An 18,970-nucleotide genomic window follows, 5' to 3' on the forward strand; every position below is an offset into this window, starting at 1 on the left:
AAAAGTATCCTTTTCTAACACTCTCCCCTTGTCATTTCGAGCGTAGCGAGAAATCTCTTTGCCTCGTATAACTTGGGTTTGACGGCGATCCCTCACTCGCTTCACTCGTTCGAAATGACAAGCTGTGTGAAGTTCAAAGCGACAACCGGCGCCAATATAATATTGATACATACCCTGTTTTTTGGATAACACACTCAAAACAAAAAGCCCCTCATAGTGAGGGGCTTTGCTATCTACTACATTGGTAGTTTCTACACATCAGGGGAACAAGCCCATCATTTGATAGCTCAAAGCTACCTTGTTGATACCGTTGAAGAAAGCAGCCGTGCGGTAATCGGTAACACCGGGCACGGTCAGCAAGGTTTCGCGCATTTCGTGGAAAGCCTCAATCATGGTGTCTTCCAATCCGGAATGCACCAAGGTTTTTTCATCAGCGCCCTGAATAAGCATGGCTTTTTCTTCGGGTGTCAAACTTCTGCCGGTCAGTTTTTCTATGGTGCTTACTATCATCGAATATTTGCGTTCTTCGGCACGCTTGGCCATACGACCGAAACGCACGTTGGCCAGGTTTTTCAGCCATTCGAAATAAGACACGGTTACCCCGCCGGCATTCAGCCACAAGTCAGGCAGAATGACCACGCCTTTTTGATGCAAAATTTCTTCGCCTTCACGTGTCACAGGACCGTTGGCTGCCTCGGCTACTACTTTTGCCTTGATACGCGGTGCGTTTTCAGCATGGATTTGGTTTTCCAAAGCCGCCGGTATCAAAATGTCGCATTCCATTTCAAGCAATGCTTCGGGCTCGTCGTAGTGCTCTACCTCAGGATACTGCGTGATGAGGTTTCCATCTTTTCTAAATTGAAACACGTCATCTACATCCAGTCCTTTTTTGGAATAGATGCCCCCTTCCCGCTCGGCAATACCTACAATGATGGCACCCGCTTCTTGGCAGAATTTGGCTACGTGATAGCCCACATTCCCCAAGCCTTGCACAATAATGCGCTTGCCCTCTATGCCACGGCTCAAGCCCAGCTTAGCCACCTCTTCTTCTATATCGAGGAATTCACGAATACCGAAAAATACCCCCAAGCCGGTGGCTTCCGTGCGTCCGCGAATACCACCTGCCCCTATGGGTTTACCGGTTACACAACCTTGGGCGTCGGTATCGCCGTGTTTAAAAGCCAGATAGGTGTCCATAATCCAAGCCATCTCGCGGCTACCGGTACCATAATCCGGCGCAGGCACATCCAAAGAAGGACCAATCAGGTTTTTGCGAATCAGTTCAGCAGCAAAACGGCGGGTGATTTTTTCCAATGCTCTTTCGCTATACTTGGTAGGGCTGATTTTCACCCCGCCTTTGGCACCTCCAAAAGGTACATTGACCACCGCACACTTAAAGGTCATCAAGGTAGCCAGTGCCTTCACCTCGTCTTCCGATACATAACTGCTGTAGCGGATGCCGCCTTTGGTTGGCAATTTATGGTGGCTATGCTGCACACGAATACCTTCTATCACCTCTACTTTTCCGTCGATTTCTACGGGAAACATCACCTTATACACACTATTGGCGACGCGGATTTGTTGAATCAAACCCTTGTCCCATTTGGTATGACGCGCTGCCTTGTCGAAATAGTACAGCACGTCGTTCATAAACTTGGTGCCCTGATCTGCTATCTTGTTCATAGACAATTGGGTTTTAAAATAGATGGAATCTTCGTGCAAAGTTTGTAAAAAATAAAGATACAATAGCAATTTTTTGTAAAAAACATTCAAAATAACGATTCGTCACTTGCTATCAAGCTAACGTTTTTCTATCTTACAGAGAAATAAGCTATTCCTGCCTTGCTGCCTTAGTTTATTTGCTCCTTTGCATCTTGCTTCATCGTTATTTTTTTGCTCCCTTCACATTAGTTGCCATAGCAACTAAATTACTTCCTATATTTGCACACTACAAACATCCACTTTAAAATTTTTCTTATGAGTACCTCATTGATTCAATTATCCCCTGAAGAAAAAGCCGCTGTAAAAGAAGTATGGGTTCAGCTGCTCGTACACAAAAAAGAATGGGGCTTGCGCTTTTATGAGCGTTTGTTTGCCCTTTATCCTCACATGCAACACCTGTTCAAAGGTAACATGGAACATCAAGGGCAAAAGCTGGTCAATGTGCTGACATTGATTATCAGCAAACTGGATAAGATTCACAATATCCGGGAAGAGGTCAAAGCATTGGCCGAACGCCACAAGCAATACAACGTAAAGCCGGAATACTACCTGCCCTTCATCAACCTGCTGCTGTCGGTATTGGCCGAAGCCATGGGCGACAAATGGACCGAAACCACGGACCAAGCCATGCGAAAGGTCATGTTTATTATGATGGAAGCGGTCATTGAGCACATGAGCAGCGGCAGCGATTATCAACAAGCCGTAGAGAATGCCAAGCAGGTATTAAAAGTAGCGAGTTGAGTGCCCCACGGACTTTCCTCAAACAATTGCTTTGACAATTTCATTTTTTCCCTAAATTAGTGTCAGGGAAAAGTTATTGATGCACTATGAAACCTGCCTTATATTTTATTTTGGGGCTATGCCTATGCTTTCAAGCCTACGCACAAACCATACCTCACACAAGCGACAGCCTGTATAAGCTTATACAGGAAAAAGAACAAAGGCAGGAATACCGGGAAGCACTTCGCTATGCCAAAAAAGAGATTGCCATACAAGACAGCCTTTTGAATGCCACCCGGCAGGCACAGCAAGAGATGGAAGAAGCCGTGGACAAAGAAAAGCAGGCTATGCGCCTGGGACTGGTCTTGATGATCGTGCTGCTGCTGGTGTTGCTTTTATTTTTCATACAGTATCAAAAAATAAAAGCAGGTCTGGAAAAAAGCAAAAGAGAGCTTGAAAATAAAAAATTTGAGCTCGAACGCTCCGAAAATGCTTTAATTCAGCAAAACCTGCGGTTGAGCCAACTCAGCGACGAGCGCAACCAAATTGCCAAAATGGTCAGTAAAGACCTGCGCATGCCTTTCAACCGCATTATTTCTCTAGTTGACCTGCTTCGTTTAGACGAAGGCTATGACCGCCTCACGCCCAACCAAAAAGAATACATTCAAAATATATTGCAAGTAGCAATGGACGGGCTGAACACCCTGCAAAACCTCATAGACATTCGAGACATAGAGAAATACAAGGAAGAGATCCGGGTAGAAACTTTTGATGTGGTAGAGCTGCTCGACGAGCTGCTGCGCTCTTTTCGCAACTATGCCTATGCCAAAGAGCAAGTCATACAAATAGAGCGTAACCGGGAAGAAATAGAGATGCGCAGCGACTCTTTTTTGGTGCGGCGTATCATTGCCCAATTGTTATCCAATGCCATTAAGTTCTCGCCCAAACATTCCGAAATATTTGTGCGCCTTCTGGACCATGGCGACGAGGTCATCATAGAAGTAGAAGATGAGGGCCCCGGCATTTGTAAAGAAGACCGCGAGCGCCTCTTTCAAAGCGGCGAACCCGGTATGTTTAAAAATAAACCGACCGGCGCCGAGTCATCGCCCGGTATGGGGCTCATTATTTGCAAACAACTGGTAGAAGCCCTGTATGGTAGTATTGAATGTGAGAGCGAAGAAGGCATGGGGACGCTCTTCCGTGTTCGCTTGCCCAAAAACTATCACCGTAAAGTGAAGGAGCTGAAAGAGCAAGCTCAAGCATAAGCAACTTACCGGCGCTTCCGGTACAAACAAACATTTCCCCGGCACTCCACCGGCTCCCATGCCCCGCTGTTAAAAACAGCCTCATAATCCCGCCCCAGCAGGCGGAATTCGTTCCAACTGCTTTTGTTTTTTAACAGCCACACGGAGCGGCACGCTTGCAAGGTGGTATCGTCAACGAGCATCAAATCATAGAGGGCGGGCGCATCTTTTCGAAAAGCAAAATAAAAATCACCGCCCGTAGCCAAGCGGTTATCGCTCACCAAACAGTCTTCTTGTTTACCCTTTGAAAAATACTTGTGCAGAAGATACTTTTCGTCCCAATAGCTTCCCTGCGTGCGGGCTTTGTAAGCTGCATACGCAGGATGTATAAAACTCAAAGCAATTAAAACAGACAGAACTGCCCGGTACGGCACCGTTCGAAAAAACGTGCCCCCCCACAACACTGCTCCTTTAAGGAAGTAAACTGCTGCCAAAGCATGATTCCCTTGGTAGGATACCCACAAGGAAGCCGCCCATAACAAACACCCCCACACTGCCAAAGCCTTTTTATTTAAAGAAAAAAAATTGCGCCCTATGACGGCTGCTGCCAAAGGCACCAATGGCAAGACCATACGGGCATGTAATGTGATAGGATTATAATAACGAAAAGAAGTCGTAAAGAACCAGAACATTCCCAGCATGCTCAAAAAGACAACACCCCATACAGACAAGCGCCGCCCGCTGCGCCAACTTGCTATCAGAGCAACCATGGCACCGGAAAAGCCCACCCACATATCCGCGCCCACAAACATCAACAAAGGCTGGTAGGTAATGCGGCGCAAAGTGTAAATCCATGGCTTGTCATAGTAACTAAAGGCGCCATAGTTTGGGCTATGCTCTGCTTGAATATGCCAAAAGCGATACAAAGGATGCCCAAATGCCCAAGCATAACAGGCAAAATATAGCACCAATAACAAGCCGCCGGCGAAGCCCAACATTTGCCAGAAAGCAAGATATTGCTTGCGGCGCATATCTTGAATGAAAAACAGCAGCAGCGCAGGCATCATCCATATGACGGTTTCTTTGGTCAGGAAAGCAGCAAACAGCGCTAAAGCAGCCCACAGCCCGGCTACACGCCCACAATGGCGCTTATCCAATGCCATGCAGGCCGCCACTACCCAAAGCATCAGGACAGTATCGGGATACAGCTTGACTGCGAAATGGAACACGTAATAATCGGTTATCAAAAACAGTGTGGCTACCCACCCCCAATCATAAAAACGCCAAAACAAGATAAGCACCAGAAGCACACATAAGCCCGGGTAAGCCACGGCGGTCCATTCGTTCACGCCCCCCCAAGCAACAAAAAGCGATACGGGGGCATAGAGCCCCAAACGGTGATCCATAACATGACGCAACTGCCAACCGCCCCGCAGCAGTTCTACCGCCTTGCGCAGGTAATAAACATCATCGTAAAAATAGAAGCCATCGAAGCTTGCCCACAACAAAAGCAGCCAAAACAGCAGGATGCCCACGCTTACTGTTTTTTCGCGAGACAAGCCGGCAGATACATCAAGCCTTTTCATGTGTTTTTCGTAATTTGCAGGCTCAAAATAGCCAAAGCACTGAATATTTTAAAGCCATGAACAAATACGACCAAAGGGGCGTGTCTGCCTCAAAAGAAGATGTACACAAAGCCATAGAGAAGATAGACAAAGGGCTTTATCCCAAGGCTTTCTGCAAGATTATTCCCGACCACCTCACCCACGACGAGCAGTATTGCCTCATCATGCATGCCGACGGTGCGGGCACTAAGTCGGCCTTGGCTTATGCTTACTGGCGCGAAACCGGCGATTTGTCCGTATGGGAAGGCATAGCGCAGGATGCCCTGGTGATGAACCTCGACGATTTGTTGTGCGTAGGTGCCACCGACAATATACTCATCTCTTCTACCATTGGCAGAAACAAAAACCTGATACCGGGCGAAGTGATTGCAGCCATCATCAACGGCACAGAGCGCTTCGTGGAAAAAATGCGCCAATACGGCATTCATATGTACACTACGGGGGGCGAAACCGCCGATGTGGGTGACCTGGTGCGTACCATCATCGTGGATAGTACCGTTACCGCCCGCATGAAGCGCAGCGATGTTATAGACAATAGCCGCATTCAGGCCGGCGATGTCATTGTAGGCTTGGCAAGCTATGGGCAAGCCACCTACGAAGAAGCCTACAACAGCGGCATCGGCAGCAATGGACTCACGGCTGCCCGCCACGAGGTCTTTCATCAAAGTGTAGGGCGCAAGTATCCCGAAACTTTCGACCCTGCCATCCCCGACCGGTTGGTTTACAATGGAAAGTATCAACTTGGCGATTTGATAGAAGTGGCCGGGCAAAAAATACCGATGGGCAAGTTTGTTCTTTCACCCACACGTACTTATGCCCCCATACTCAAAACTGTATTCGATGAGATACGCCCCTACATTCACGGCATGGTGCACTGCAGCGGTGGCGGTCAAACCAAAGTGCTGCATTTCGTCGAAGATGTCCATGTAATTAAAGACAACTTGTTTGCTACTCCGTTACTGTTCCGTATCATACAAGAGCAAACAGGCATGCAATGGCAGGAAATGTATCAGGTGTTTAACATGGGGCACCGTATGGAGGTATATCTGCCTGAAAAATATGCACAAGTGGTCATTGAAGCCGCACAGAGCTTCGGCGTGGAAGCCCAAATTATCGGACGGGTAGAACCCTCATCATCAGGCAAAAAACTTGCCATCCGGTCACCCTATGGCGAATTTGTGTATGCTTAGGCATCTTGTTTGCTCGAGACAGAAGCAGTAAATATTCAACAAACCGTTCTAACCTATGCAAAAAACAATATTAGTTACCGGCGGCTTAGGCTTTATTGGCTCCCATACCGTGGTAGCCCTGCAAGAAGCCGGCTACGAGGTAGTTATCGTAGATAACCTCAGCAACTCGTTCGCTTTCGTACTGGACGGCATCCGGGCAATTACCGGTATCCTTCCCCGCTTCTATGAAGGCGACTGCAACGACCGCGATTTCATGCAGCAGGTATTCAGCAAAGAAAAAGTAGAGGGCGTCATCCACTTTGCCGCCTACAAAGCTGTGGGCGAGTCTGTTGCCCACCCCTTGAAATACTACCACAATAACCTTGTATCATTAATTGTGCTGCTTGAGCTTATGCAGCAATACGGAGTTGCGAACTTGGTTTTTTCTTCGTCTTGCACCGTATACGGGCAGCCGGAGCACTTACCCGTTGACGAGTCGGCGCCCATCTTGCCGGCACAGTCGCCCTATGGCAATACCAAGCAGGTGTGTGAGGAGATTATCCGCGACAGCGTACAGGCAGGTATGCCCGTGAAAGCACTAGCCCTGCGTTATTTCAATCCCATAGGGGCGCACCCAAGTGCACATATAGGCGAGCTGCCTATAGGCGTTCCCAACAACCTGGTGCCCTACATCACCCAAACGGCTGCAGGCATTCGCCCCGAGCTTTCTATCTTCGGTAAAGACTACAATACCCCGGACGGCACCTGCATACGGGACTTCATTCATGTAATGGACTTGGCAGAGGCACATGTCAAAGCACTGGACTACCTGCTACGACAAGATGCCCCCTCGCTTTACGATTACGTAAACATAGGCACGGGCAAGGGGCATTCGGTTCTGGAAGTAGTACAAACATTCGAGCAGGTCAACGGCATCAAGCTGCCTTATAAGTTTGCCCCCCGCCGCCCGGGCGATGTAGAGCAAATTTACGCCAAAGCCGACAAAGCCAAACAAATGCTGGGCTGGCAAGCACGCCGCAGCCTCGATGAAGCCTTGCGCGATGCATGGCAATGGCAGAAAGCTTTGAAAGAAAAAGGCATTTTGGAAAAAATGCAAAAAGCAGAAGCCAACTCATGAAGTTCTTAAAAGAAGGACTTCTCCCCTTTCTTTTTATTTTTACCAATCGCAACTGTTGAATCAGGCAAAAAATGGAAAACAAAACCATACTTATCACCGGCGGTGCCGGCTTTATAGGCTCTCATGTGGTGCGTTTGTTTGTAAAGAAATATCCCCATTATCACATCGTGAACCTTGACAAGCTCACCTATGCAGGCAATCTTGAAAACCTCAAGGATATAGAGTCAGCCCCAAACTACACCTTTGTGAAGGGGGACATCGTAGATGCAGACTTCCTGCATGAGCTTTTTCAAAGATATGCCTTTGACGGTGTCATTCACCTTGCCGCCGAGTCGCACGTGGACCGCTCCATCCTCAATCCCATCGATTTTGTGATGACCAATGTGGTGGGCACGGTGAACCTGCTCAATGCTGCCCGGCATGCATGGAAAGATAATTATGAAGGCAAACGGTTTTACCATGTATCCACCGACGAGGTGTATGGCTCACTCGAAAACGACAGTAGCTTTTTCACAGAAACCACACCGTATGACCCACGGTCGCCCTACTCGGCATCGAAGGCTTCTTCGGACCATTTTGTGCGGGCTTACCACAACACCTATGGACTGCCGGTGGTGCTTTCCAACTGCTCGAATAACTACGGACCCAACCAATTCCCCGAGAAACTAATTCCTCTGTGCATTCTGAACATCAAAAACAACCGCCCTATTCCTGTGTATGGCAAGGGCGAAAACATACGCGATTGGCTGTATGTGGTCGATCACGCTCGTGCCATCGACTTGATATATCACAAAGGGAAAACGGGAGACACCTACAACATAGGCGGACACAACGAATGGAAAAACATAGATGTAGTACGGCTTATTTGCCGTCTCATGGATGAAAAGCTGGGACGCCCCGAAGGCACCTCTGAGCAGCTCATCACCTTTGTGAAAGACCGTGCCGGTCATGACCTGCGCTATGCCATCGATGCCGGCAAGATACAAAGAGAACTGGGCTGGACGCCTTCAGTGCAATTTGAAGAAGGACTAAGCCAAACCATCGACTGGTATTTGGCAAACGAAGCATGGCTTGAGCGTGTAAGCAGTGGCGCCTACCGCGATTATTACCGTATTCAATACGAAAATCGTTCGTAACACATGAGTAACTTGTATAAAAAACCTTTTCACCCGGGCTCTTTGCATAAACTGCGTTTTTTGGTAACCGGCGGTGCCGGCTTCATTGGCTCTCACCTGGTAGAGTACCTGTGTGAGCACAAGGCTGCCCTGGTACGTATTATGGACAACCTAAGCACCGGCAAAATCGAAAACATTGCGCCCTTCCTTGCTCTGCCCAATGTAGAGTGGGTAGAAGGCGACATTCGCGACCTCGACACTTGCATGCAAGCATGCAAAGGCATAGACATCGTATTGCACCAAGCGGCTTTAGGTTCCGTGCCGCGCAGCATTGCCCAACCGCTGCAGAGCCATGCCACCAATGTGGACGGCTTCTTGAATATTCTTTATGCAGCCAAAGAGAAAGGCATCCGGCGTGTGGTTTTTGCCTCTTCTTCATCGGTTTATGGCGACAGCCCGCACCTGCCCAAGCAGGAAGAAATCATAGGAAAGCCTCTTTCGCCCTATGCACTCACCAAGCTTATCAATGAGCAATATGCCGAAGTGTTTGCGCGTACCTATGGCATAGAGTACGTGGGCTTGCGTTATTTCAATGTATTTGGTCCCCGCCAAAATCCGGAAGGACCTTATGCCGCCGTCATACCGCTGTTTATGAAAGCAGCCCTGACAGACAGCGCCCCCACCATCCACGGCGACGGGCAACAGTCCCGCGACTTCACTTTCGTAAGTAATGCGGTAAAAGCCAACCTGCTGGCAGCGCTCACCCGGAAAGCAGAAGCCATCAACCGCGTGTACAATGTAGCTTGTGGCAAGCAATACACTGTTCTGGATATATGGCAGCATATAGCCCGGCTGACGGGCACAGCGGTGCAGCCTGTCCATACGGCGCCCCGCCCCGGCGATGTGCGCCACAGCCTCGCCGACATAGGCGCCGCCCAACAACTGCTTGGCTATGAACCGGAGCATTATCTTGAAGAAGGACTTGCCCATTCATTGGCATGGTATCGAGCGCTTTATAGCACAAAATCGAAAGCTTGACAAGCTTGTAAAACAAAGATTTTATACCGGCTTTTTGCTATCTTGTTTATAAAGGTTCAAGAACTAAAAACCACCTGACCTATGAACAAGATAGCTTTTTTCATTCTATGCTTGTTGCTTGGCAGCAGTTTTACAGCAAGCAGCCAAAAAAGCAAGGAGCGGGTGCTTATAGGCATTCCAGAGTACGTAGACCCACACAGTCTTTTGCCCGAAGCTCAGGCGTGCTTGCATATCAATCGCAAAGAAAGAACCGACAACAACATTGACGACGACGGAAACGGTTATGTGGACGACACCTATGGCATTGCCTTCAACGATTACTATTGGCTTATTCCTTTCGTATCGAATAAAAAAGGCATCGAGTACTCTTATGGTGTCAAGAATACCTCGCATGGTGCGTACGTAGCCAATACATTGGTAACCGTAAATCCCAATGTACGCTTGGTATTTGCAGAGATACCTTTATATGAATACATCCTTGACCAATATGAGCTCAGAACGCTGCTCCGGCAACAACCCCAAAAAGCCGCCAATCTGTTTTGTGATGCTTTTGAGCGAAGTGTCCATTACATGGACAGCCTCGGAGTGAAAATTATTCCTATTGCATGGATATGGAACTTATCCTTCTTTAAACGCTTCTTCGGTAATTCCATCAGTGAAAACTGCTATGTGGAGTGGTTAAAAGTATTCAGGGCACGCATGGATAAAATCATAGCCGGGCATCCACATATCCTGTTTTTGATGGCTGCCGGCAACGACAGCCAAGATACACGCAGGAACCTCACCATGCACAGCATGATAAAATACCCCAATGCCCTTACGGTAGGGGCGCGTGACCGCAACTGTCAAAACCGTGCATATTTCAGCAATTATGGTCCGCTGGTAGATGTATGGGCTGCCGGATACATCACTCTTGATTTCTCAAGCAAAAGCAGATGGCTGGATAAAGAGGAGTTTTGGGGCACATCGGCAGCAACCCCCATTGCGGCAGCGTGGGCAGCCTATTGGTTCAGTCAGGGGTTGAGTATGGAAGAGGTGGTACGACGGCTCAAAGCAGCCGATTGTTTGCCCCCACACATCCCTTAAATAGGGAATCTTTAAATTAAATAAAGAAAAGGCAACCCGGTGGTCAGGTTGCCTTTTTGCTTGTCGGGATGACTGGACTCGAACCAGCGACCCCCACGTCCCGAACGTGGTGCGCTACCATCTGCGCTACATCCCGATAAACAGGAGAAGGCGACCCTTTGCCTGAAAGCCGCCTTCTTATTTTACAAGTCGGGATGACTGGACTCGAACCAGCGACCCCTAGCACCCCATGCTAGTGCGCTACCAACTGCGCCACATCCCGATTGCCTTTTGCTGTTGCAAAGATAATAGCTTTGTTGTAAACTTACCAAAAGATTTTTCAAAAAATTTTTAAAGCACGCTTTATGGTCATTGCTATCCATGGTCGTAATTTCCGCGCCGAAGTGCGCCATTACATCGAACGCATGTTGCATATACTTGTGCATCAATACCATGCCAAGCTCTTTTTTTCGAAAGACTTCGCCCGGCTGATTCAAAAACACGAGCTGCAAGCATACGACGGGCAGCTGTACTACACCAACCACAGCGACCTGCCCGAAGTCGATTTCTTCTTTAGTGTGGGCGGTGATGGCACCATGCTGGAATCTGTAACGCATGTAGGTGCCCGGCAAATCCCTATTGTAGGCATCAACACAGGACGCTTGGGCTTTCTGGCAACCATCGCCCCGCATGAACTGGAAGACGCCGTGCACAACCTCTACAATGGCTACTATCATTTCGACGACCGCTCGCTCATCCATCTTGACTCGAACTGTCAGCTGTTCGGTGAGCTCAATTTTGCGCTCAATGAATTCACCGTCACCAAGCGCGACACTGCTTCCATGATCATCGTGCATGCTTATGTGGATGGTGAGTATTTAAACTCTTATTGGGCAGACGGCTTGATTATCTCCACGCCTACCGGCTCTACCGGCTACTCTCTCAGCTGTGGCGGTCCCATTGTTTTTCCCCGCTCAAAAAATTTCATCATTACGCCGGTAAGCCCGCATAACCTGAGCGTGCGCCCATTGATTATTTCAGACCAAAGCGTCATATCGCTACAGGTAGAAGGCCGAAGTCGTTATTTCCTTGCTTCACTCGACTCGCGTTCCGAAATCATTGACTCCTCCGTGCAAATAGCTATTAGTAAGGAGCGGTTCTGCGCCCGTTTGGTGCAAATGAAAGAGCACAGTTTCATGGAGACATTACGCAACAAGCTCAACTGGGGCTTGGACGTGCGCAATTAAAAGGCGGCCCGGGCTGACCAATAAAGCCATGCCGCCACCAGAGGAGCTGCCAACAGCAAACCATCGAAGCGGTCCAGGAAGCCGCCGTGCCCCGGAATCAGCTTGCCGGAGTCTTTCACGCCCAAGCTACGCTTTATCATTGACTCGGTGAGGTCGCCATAAATACCCCCAACCGTAATCAAAAAAGACATGCCTACCCACTGCTCCACACTCAATGATTGAAACGCAGAGGACAAACCCAAAGCCACGAACATGGAAAGTACCCCTCCACCAATGGCGCCTTCCCAGGTCTTGCCGGGCGATATGCGAGGGAACAATTTGTTCTTGCCCAAAGCCTTCCCAACAAAATAAGCACCGGTATCATTTGCCCATAGCAAAAGCAAGAAACCCAATGCTATGTAGTAGTGATATGTGCCCCCAAACAAATAAGCAGCGCGCATATATAGTATGAAAGGCAACAAGACATAAATCCAGACAGCGCAGTGTAGTGCCATCACCTCCAAGGGCTGTCCTTGATGGCGGTCATAGAGCAGTGTCCAACACAAAAACACAAACAAAAAAACCGGCGCCCACAGCCATGCCCACGATTGCAAAGCCCCTACCAAATGCAGGGCGTGCAAAAGCAGGATAATAGCCGATGATAAAACACCTGTGGTTTTGGCGGGATGTTTAATGTGTATTTGCGCCAAAGTCAGCAGCTCATATGCCGACAACAGGGCTATCAAGGAAAACAAAGCAACGAAACTCTCGCCGCGCCACCACACACTGCCCAACAACAACACCCCACCTATAACACCCGACAATACGCGCAACTGAAGGTTAGATGCTTTCTTCATCGGACTGCTCGAAGTTGATTTCATGACGAATTATTTTTAATGCTCGAATGACATCAGCAGGATGCACTTGTACCTCTGCTTCACCCCACAAGCCATACATGGAATCTTTTTTGTTTAAGACCACCGCCTGAATACCCCGCTCAAGCAGAATTTGCTGCACAATGCCGGCTCTGTGCGGAAAAGAGGTCTTATATACAGTCTGCCATTGCATGTATTCACATCTTAATGCTCCGGTACGCTTAAGGATGGTAGCAAATTACAAAATTTAATATGACAAGCCCACATAAATGGCTATAAAAAAGGTAAGCATAACTTTTTTAACTTTACCCTTCGGAAAGTTTTTAGCTATCGTCATGAATTTATCGTTTAGTACTACGGAAATCACCTCCGGGCATTTGGCTTCCGATGCCCCCCTGCACTATCGCCTGTTGTTTGCTTACAAAGCGGCCGCCGAATGCCTCGAAGGCGGCAAGCTGCTTGAAGTGGGCTGTGGCATTGGCAGAGGCCTGCCTTACTTGCTTCCCAAAGTAGATGCGTACTGGGCTATAGACAAAAACCGTCAATTGCTCGAGGCGCTGCAAGCGCAGTATCCGCAAGCCACTTTCATAAGTGGACAAGTGCCGCCCCTTTCTCAAATACCGGACAATAGCTTCGACTATGTGCTCAGCTTTCAAGTCATAGAGCATATTCCTAATGACAGGCTGTTTATCCGGGAACTTCACCGCGTACTAAAACCGGGCGGCACACTCATACTCACCACGCCCAACCGCCTGCGCTCATTGACGCGCAACCCTTGGCACATACGCGAATATACCGCCACGGAACTGACCCAATTGCTGCAAAGCTTTTTTGCGGAAGTAGAAATGCAGGGGGTAGGCGGTAATGAAAAGGTAGAACAATATCAAGCGGCCAATGCTGCGTCCGTAGCCAAGTGGAAGCGATGGGACGTATTCAATCTTGAGTACCGCCTGCCACGCTGGATGCTGCGCCTGCCGTATGAAGTACTGAACCGGCTGAACCGTAACCAATTGATGCAGAAAGAAAGCGCCGCACGCAACATCACACTCGACGACTACTTGCTTGTAAAAGACATGCGGCGGGCTTTAGATTTGTTTGTGACGGCAAAAAAATAGAAGGGTGAATCCTCACCCTTCTTTCTACTCTTCAACGGGAATAATGTTTATTTGAATGCCTAAAAAGTTTTCATAGTCTTCGGCTTCTTCCCGTATGTCTTCATCGTCTTCGGGATAGTACCAGGTAATCTTCACTTCGCCTCCGGCATCTTGATATTCCTTCAAGATGCGCACGATGTCCAAGAAGCACTTGGAAGAGCTGGTGTTGTAGTAAGTAAGGTTAAAAGTGAAATCTATAGGCCCTTTCTTTTCCTCGGTGTATCTTTTGAGCCAATCCAAAATAGGACGGTAAAACTCCCAGGTATCTTCCAAGTATGACTCGCCTTCAATCAAGCACTTTCCGGTGGAGGCATCAAACTTAACATGTGGGGTAAAATAGGTACTTTTTACGCCTTCAATTTCTAAGTTTTCCATATGCTCGCTTTATTTTCTGTATTCCAAAATATTTAAAGATTCTTCTTCACATTCACTGCCAAAGCAAAGAACGAGAGCTTGTCGTCCACATCGCGGAACTCCACTGATATGGGTTGTGCCGAGGTGAGGGCTATCTGAATGAGCCCGATACCGGCGCCCTTGCTGCGCTCGTCTTCATTGGGGTTGATGCGTTGCTCAAACTTCAAACGGCGCAACGCCTCCCTGTCGAGCGTATTAATCAGCTCGCACTTGTCCCACAGGGTAGGTATCCACTTCTTTTCTACCAGGTTGCCTGCCATCAGCGTATAAAACTCTTCATCTTCGGTAATTACGATGGTTCCTACCCGGTATTCTTTATCTCCAATTTTACTCACTTCCGAGGAATAAAAAAAGATATTCTGTGCCAACTCCATGAAAATAGAGTACACTTTTTTGCCTGATTTCGGGTCTTGTGCCAATTTATTTTGCAATTCCTTGCTTATCTCATAAATAATCACATCGGACATAGGACCTTTATAGGACACCAATATTTCTTTGCTTGAAAGGTCCTGGTAGTGATTAAAAAAGCTGAACTTTCCCATTGCAATTTATTTTTTCCTGTTTTTGAATAGTTTAATTATAGCAAAGTGTTTAAATATATGCAATTCTATTTTTATTTTTTTATTCTGCCGGGGTTGAGTAGCACTTTTTTAGCAAAATTTAACAAAAGGTGCACGGTTGTAGCATTCGCTTCACAATTAAAGGGGAATTCTTATTTTTGAGCTATTAATTTGTCTGTGAAACGTAGAGTCTTAACTTCATGATACGGATTGGGATATTTTTTGGTGGCAGCTCACGCGAGCGCGAAGTGTCTTTTGCCGGTGGTCGCACCGTTTACGACAACTTGGATAAATCGCTTTTCGAAGCTGTTCCCATCTTTGTAGATAGTCTGGGGCGCTTCATCTTATTGGAATGGGAATACCTGTATAAAGGCACCATCCGTGATTTTTATCCTCCGGCGCAGCATCAACCCCGGGATTTTCAAATTTATATAGAATCACTTGCTCAAAGTCCGGCGGCATGGCTCGAAAGCATAGCAACCGAAGTGGGACGTCCCATCACGCCTGCGGACTTCGCCGGTCTTTTCGATGTGGCTTTCCTGGCATTGCATGGCTCTTACGGTGAAGATGGCACCATTCAGGGCTTGCTCGAATGGTATGGCATTCCTTATACCGGCTCGGGCATTTTGCCCTCAGCCATAGGCATAGACAAAGCCACCCAACAACGCCTGTTTCAGAAGATGGGCTTCGAGCGCCCGGCCTACCGCCTCATCGGGCGCGATGACTACCTGCGCATGGATGCCCGGGCACTGGAAGCGATGCTGCAAGCAAGCCTTCAACAGTTGGGCGACCCTTTGGTGGTAAAGTCAGCTCATCAAGGCTCTTCTATTGGCGTCAGTGTGCTGCGCAATCCCAAATTGGAAGATTGGCAACAAGCCCTGGACAAAGCCTTCTTCATACGGCGCCTTTCGTTAAGTGAATGGCACAAGCTGAACGAAGAGCAGCAGCGTGCCCGGCTTATCGAGTGGACCGACATTCGCGAAGGGCTGGGATTTCCCATGCTTGCGGAATACGAAAACGAACATACGACCCTTTATCACCCGCATGAATTACGCGCGTGGCTTCAAAAGCACACCGGAGGGCAAGCCACTCTCTATGCGCTGCAAAACACGGAAACCGAAGTACTCATCGAAGCTTTCATTCACGGGCAAGAGTTTTCGTGCATTGTAGTAGAAGACCTGGACGGCAAACCTATAGCCCTGCCCCCCACTCAAATCATCAAGCAAAGTGAAGTATTTGATTATCGTGCCAAATACCTTCCCGGCATCAGCCGTAAGATAACCCCCATCGAGCTGCCCGAAGCACAAATAGAAGCCATCAGAGACGCCTGCGTGTCGTTGTATGAAGCCATGGAAGGCGAAGTGTATGCCCGCATCGACGGCTTTATTACCCCACAGGGTAAGATTTACCTCAACGACCCCAACACTACTTCGGGCATGATGCCTTCTTCTTTCTTCTTCCACCAAGCAGCCGAAATAGGACTTGACCCCAGCCGCTTCCTTACTTATATCATTGAACGTTCGCTGCAGGTGCGCGCCTCGCAGCCCAACCTGCATTTCAAAAGCCTGCAACTGCTTGAACGCCTGCACACCCTGCGGGACAAGCTACACAATCAAAAGCAAGACACCATACGGGTGGGGGTTATCATGGGCGGCTATTCTTCCGAAAGACACATTTCGGTAGAAAGCGGGCGCAATATCTATGAAAAACTGTCTGCCTCGACCAAATACACCCCTGTGCCTATTTTCCTGACCGGCAATGCCGAGCATTGGCAGTTGTACCGCCTGCCCATCCATTTGATGCTAAAAGACAACGCCGACGACATCAAAGAGAAGATAGAGCACTATAAAACGCATCCTATCATAGAAAAGATAAAACAAGAAGCCCGGGGGCTCACTGCCCACTATGCGCAAGATGCTTTCTTTGAGCCCCAAGCCATCCCTTTCGAAGAGCTGCCTGAGATGGTGGACGTGGTCTTCATTGCCCTGCACGGGCGTCCCGGCGAAGACGGCTCCCTGCAAGCCGGGCTGGAAAAGTATGGCATCCCCTACAACGGCTCAGGGGTGGCAAGTTCTCAAATCACCATCAATAAATACGAAACCAACGAAATACTGAAAAAACACGGCATAGCCGTAGCAGAACACCGTCTGGTGTACAAAGAAGAGTGGGAACAAGAAGGGCAAAAACTGATTGAAGCCATTGAGGCAGCCTTTACTTACCCCTTCATAGCCAAGCCCGCCGACGATGGCTGTAGCTCGGCAGTGAAGAAAGTAAAAAACCGTGAAGAGCTGCTGGCATATATCGAAGCGTCGTTCCGCGCAGAAGAAATGCTGGACCCGGTGCTCATGCAGCGTTTGGGCTTGAAACCGGGTGCTCCCTTCCCACCGCGCGACTTCTTCCTTATAGAAGAGCTCATCACAGCCCGTGGCGCAGGCCGTTTCCTGGAAATCACCGGCGGCTTGCTTACCCATCTCGATGCTGATGGCAAGCGGCGTTATGAGGTATTCAGTCCTTCGGAAACCCCTGCTTTGGGTGAGGTATTGTCTCTCGAAGAGAAATTTTTGGCGGGTGAAGGACAAAACATCACTCCTGCCCGCTTCTCGGAAGACCCGGAAGAAAACCGGCGCATTACTGAAATCGTAAAACAACAGTTGCAAAAAGTAGCCGAGATACTGGACGTGGAGGGTTATGCCCGTATCGATGCTTTCGTACGTGTTTATTCTCCGGAAGAAGTAGAAACCATCATCGTAGAAATCAACTCGCTGCCCGGCATGACCCCTGCCACCTGCATATTCCACCAGGCAGCCCTGCACCATTATACCCCCTATGATTTCATAGATAAGATTTTGAGCTATGCCCTGAGCAAATCAAAAAATACAAAGCTGAAACACACATGAAGTTCTGGATAAAAACCAACTCCGTCAAACAGGTAATCATACATTTGCTGCTGGCAGCCATTTCTTTCATACTGCTGCTGGTGCTTTTCTTCTTTTACTTTATTCCCCATATCGCACGGCAAGACGAAGTGGCTGAGGTGCCCCGTCTGACAGGTGCTTCCATAGACTCGGTGCTTGCCATTGCTGACGCCCTGCCCGTGGAAATCATCATTCAAGACAGCAGTTTCTCCACCGACTACAAACCGGGCACTATTTTAAGCCAATATCCGCTACCCGGCACCCAAGTAAAACCCGGACGCAAGGTCTATTTGACCATTTGCCCCAAAGAGCCCCCGATGACCGAGATGCCTAAGCTTACAGGTGTTTCTTACCCCACCGCCATTGCCAAGCTCAAAAGCAGTCAGCTGCAACTGGGGCGTATCCGCTTTGAGCCCGACATAGCCATTGATATTGTGCTTGAACAAGAAGTGGACGGCAAGCCTGTTCCGCCCGGTACTCCTGTCAAAATGGGCACCAAGGTGGACTTGGTAGTAGGCAGTGGCATCGGCGAAGAAGAATTTGACGTGCCCGACCTCACCGGCTTGACCCTCGAAGAAGCAGAAGCGGTATTGAAGGCACGTTCGCTGCGTTTGGGCATTGTGCGCTATGACGAAAATGCCCAAGCTCCCTACCGGCGCATATTCAAACAAAACCCGGCGGCATTTGTCGATTTGTCGCAATATGAGCTTGCCGGCTACGATAAGCACGGAAAGCCTATTTACCGCCCCATTAAAGTACGCAGCGACAGCCTTTTTGCGGAAGGGAAACATGCCAAGAACTTAGACCTGAATAAAGTGCCCCGCAACAAAATACGCCCGGGCGAAATGATAGACATATGGATTTCGAACAACCCGGCGTATTCGGTGTTTAATGACACCATTTCCGGTATGATGGACGAAATGCAACCCATCGACTCACTCATAAAGAAAGACAGCAACCAAAAGAAACCAAACATTCCTTAGTTTTGCC

The 18,970-nt window shown here is 48.6% G+C and carries 17 protein-coding genes and 2 tRNA genes; 11 read left to right on the forward strand and 8 right to left on the reverse strand.

The window, feature by feature from the left end; all coding sequences use genetic code 11:
- Positions 1-258: 258 nt before the first annotated feature.
- Positions 259-1,683: a Glu/Leu/Phe/Val family dehydrogenase gene (locus K384_RS06365; protein WP_051633192.1), complete on the reverse strand. Its 1,425-nt coding sequence runs from the start codon at positions 1,681-1,683 to the stop codon at positions 259-261.
- Positions 1,684-1,977: 294 nt separating this feature from the next.
- Here K384_RS06365 and K384_RS06370 point away from each other — a divergent pair, with 294 nt between their 5' ends.
- Together K384_RS06370 and K384_RS06375 are read left to right on the forward strand one after the other, a co-directional pair.
- Complete coding sequence (locus K384_RS06370; RefSeq protein ID WP_038030505.1) at positions 1,978-2,463, forward strand: globin domain-containing protein; 486 nt, start codon at positions 1,978-1,980, stop codon at positions 2,461-2,463.
- 86 nt (positions 2,464-2,549) lie between these two features.
- Entirely contained in the window at positions 2,550-3,707 is a 1,158-nt protein-coding gene (locus K384_RS06375; protein WP_038030507.1) for a sensor histidine kinase, read from the forward strand.
- 5 nt (positions 3,708-3,712) lie between these two features.
- Here the strand turns inward: K384_RS06375 and K384_RS06380 are convergent, their stop codons facing one another.
- Entirely contained in the window at positions 3,713-5,272 is a 1,560-nt protein-coding gene (locus K384_RS06380) for a hypothetical protein (RefSeq protein ID WP_038030509.1), read from the reverse strand.
- 56 nt (positions 5,273-5,328) lie between these two features.
- Between K384_RS06380 and K384_RS06385 the strand changes: the two genes are divergently transcribed.
- The 5 genes from K384_RS06385 (at position 5,329) to K384_RS06405 (ending at position 10,857) form a co-directional block, all read left to right on the forward strand.
- The gene (locus tag K384_RS06385; protein ID WP_038030511.1) at positions 5,329-6,501 is read left to right on the forward strand and encodes an AIR synthase related protein; all 1,173 of its coding nucleotides are present in this window, start codon (positions 5,329-5,331) and stop codon (positions 6,499-6,501) included.
- A gap of 55 nt (positions 6,502-6,556) precedes the next feature.
- Positions 6,557-7,618 (forward strand): UDP-glucose 4-epimerase GalE, encoded by a 1,062-nt coding sequence (gene galE, locus K384_RS06390; protein WP_038030513.1) that lies wholly within the window; start codon positions 6,557-6,559, stop codon positions 7,616-7,618.
- 71 nt (positions 7,619-7,689) lie between these two features.
- Positions 7,690-8,754 carry a dTDP-glucose 4,6-dehydratase gene (gene rfbB, locus K384_RS06395; protein ID WP_038030515.1) on the forward strand — a complete coding sequence of 355 codons (1,065 nt, stop codon included), beginning with the start codon at positions 7,690-7,692 and terminating at the stop codon, positions 8,752-8,754.
- Positions 8,755-8,757: 3 nt separating this feature from the next.
- The gene (locus K384_RS06400) at positions 8,758-9,771 is read left to right on the forward strand and encodes an SDR family oxidoreductase (RefSeq protein WP_157630080.1); all 1,014 of its coding nucleotides are present in this window, start codon (positions 8,758-8,760) and stop codon (positions 9,769-9,771) included.
- Between the two features lie 81 nt (positions 9,772-9,852).
- Positions 9,853-10,857 carry a S8 family serine peptidase gene (locus tag K384_RS06405; RefSeq protein WP_038030516.1) on the forward strand — a complete coding sequence of 335 codons (1,005 nt, stop codon included), beginning with the start codon at positions 9,853-9,855 and terminating at the stop codon, positions 10,855-10,857.
- Between the two features lie 63 nt (positions 10,858-10,920).
- Here K384_RS06405 and K384_RS06410 read toward each other — a convergent pair.
- A tRNA-Pro gene (locus K384_RS06410) sits at positions 10,921-10,993 on the reverse strand.
- A gap of 53 nt (positions 10,994-11,046) precedes the next feature.
- Positions 11,047-11,119, reverse strand: a tRNA-Pro gene (locus K384_RS06415).
- An 82-nt stretch (positions 11,120-11,201) separates the two neighbouring features.
- Between K384_RS06415 and K384_RS06420 the strand changes: the two genes are divergently transcribed.
- The gene (locus tag K384_RS06420) at positions 11,202-12,083 is read left to right on the forward strand and encodes an NAD kinase (protein WP_038030518.1); all 882 of its coding nucleotides are present in this window, start codon (positions 11,202-11,204) and stop codon (positions 12,081-12,083) included.
- On the opposite strand, the gene K384_RS06425 is transcribed toward K384_RS06420, so the two are convergent.
- A complete protein-coding gene (locus K384_RS06425; RefSeq protein ID WP_084147142.1) occupies positions 12,080-12,943 on the reverse strand; it encodes a phosphatidate cytidylyltransferase in 864 nt (287 codons plus the stop codon). The genes K384_RS06420 and K384_RS06425 overlap by 4 nt on opposite strands.
- A complete protein-coding gene (locus K384_RS06430) occupies positions 12,903-13,130 on the reverse strand; it encodes a putative signal transducing protein (RefSeq protein WP_038030522.1) in 228 nt (75 codons plus the stop codon). Before K384_RS06430 ends, K384_RS06425 begins: the two co-directional genes overlap by 41 nt.
- 142 nt (positions 13,131-13,272) lie before the next feature.
- On the opposite strand from K384_RS06430, the gene K384_RS06435 reads away from it, so the two are divergent.
- Positions 13,273-14,052: a class I SAM-dependent methyltransferase gene (locus tag K384_RS06435; RefSeq protein WP_038030619.1), complete on the forward strand. Its 780-nt coding sequence runs from the start codon at positions 13,273-13,275 to the stop codon at positions 14,050-14,052.
- 24 nt (positions 14,053-14,076) lie between these two features.
- Here K384_RS06435 and K384_RS06440 read toward each other — a convergent pair whose 3' ends face one another.
- Entirely contained in the window at positions 14,077-14,466 is a 390-nt protein-coding gene (locus K384_RS06440; RefSeq protein WP_038030524.1) for a DUF1987 domain-containing protein, read from the reverse strand.
- A gap of 32 nt (positions 14,467-14,498) precedes the next feature.
- Entirely contained in the window at positions 14,499-15,047 is a 549-nt protein-coding gene (locus tag K384_RS06445) for a SiaB family protein kinase (RefSeq protein WP_051633183.1), read from the reverse strand.
- A gap of 218 nt (positions 15,048-15,265) precedes the next feature.
- Here K384_RS06445 and K384_RS06450 point away from each other — a divergent pair, with 218 nt between their 5' ends.
- Together K384_RS06450 and K384_RS13330 are read left to right on the forward strand one after the other, a co-directional pair.
- Entirely contained in the window at positions 15,266-17,962 is a 2,697-nt protein-coding gene (locus K384_RS06450) for a D-alanine--D-alanine ligase family protein (RefSeq protein WP_051633184.1), read from the forward strand.
- Positions 17,959-18,963 carry a PASTA domain-containing protein gene (locus tag K384_RS13330; protein WP_051633185.1) on the forward strand — a complete coding sequence of 335 codons (1,005 nt, stop codon included), beginning with the start codon at positions 17,959-17,961 and terminating at the stop codon, positions 18,961-18,963. The genes K384_RS06450 and K384_RS13330 overlap by 4 nt, the downstream gene beginning before the upstream one ends.
- Positions 18,964-18,970 lie beyond the last annotated feature (7 nt).

Origin of the sequence: Thermonema rossianum DSM 10300 (genome assembly GCF_000426825.1) — a bacterium.
Taxonomy (GTDB): domain Bacteria; phylum Bacteroidota; class Bacteroidia; order Cytophagales; family Thermonemataceae; genus Thermonema; species Thermonema rossianum.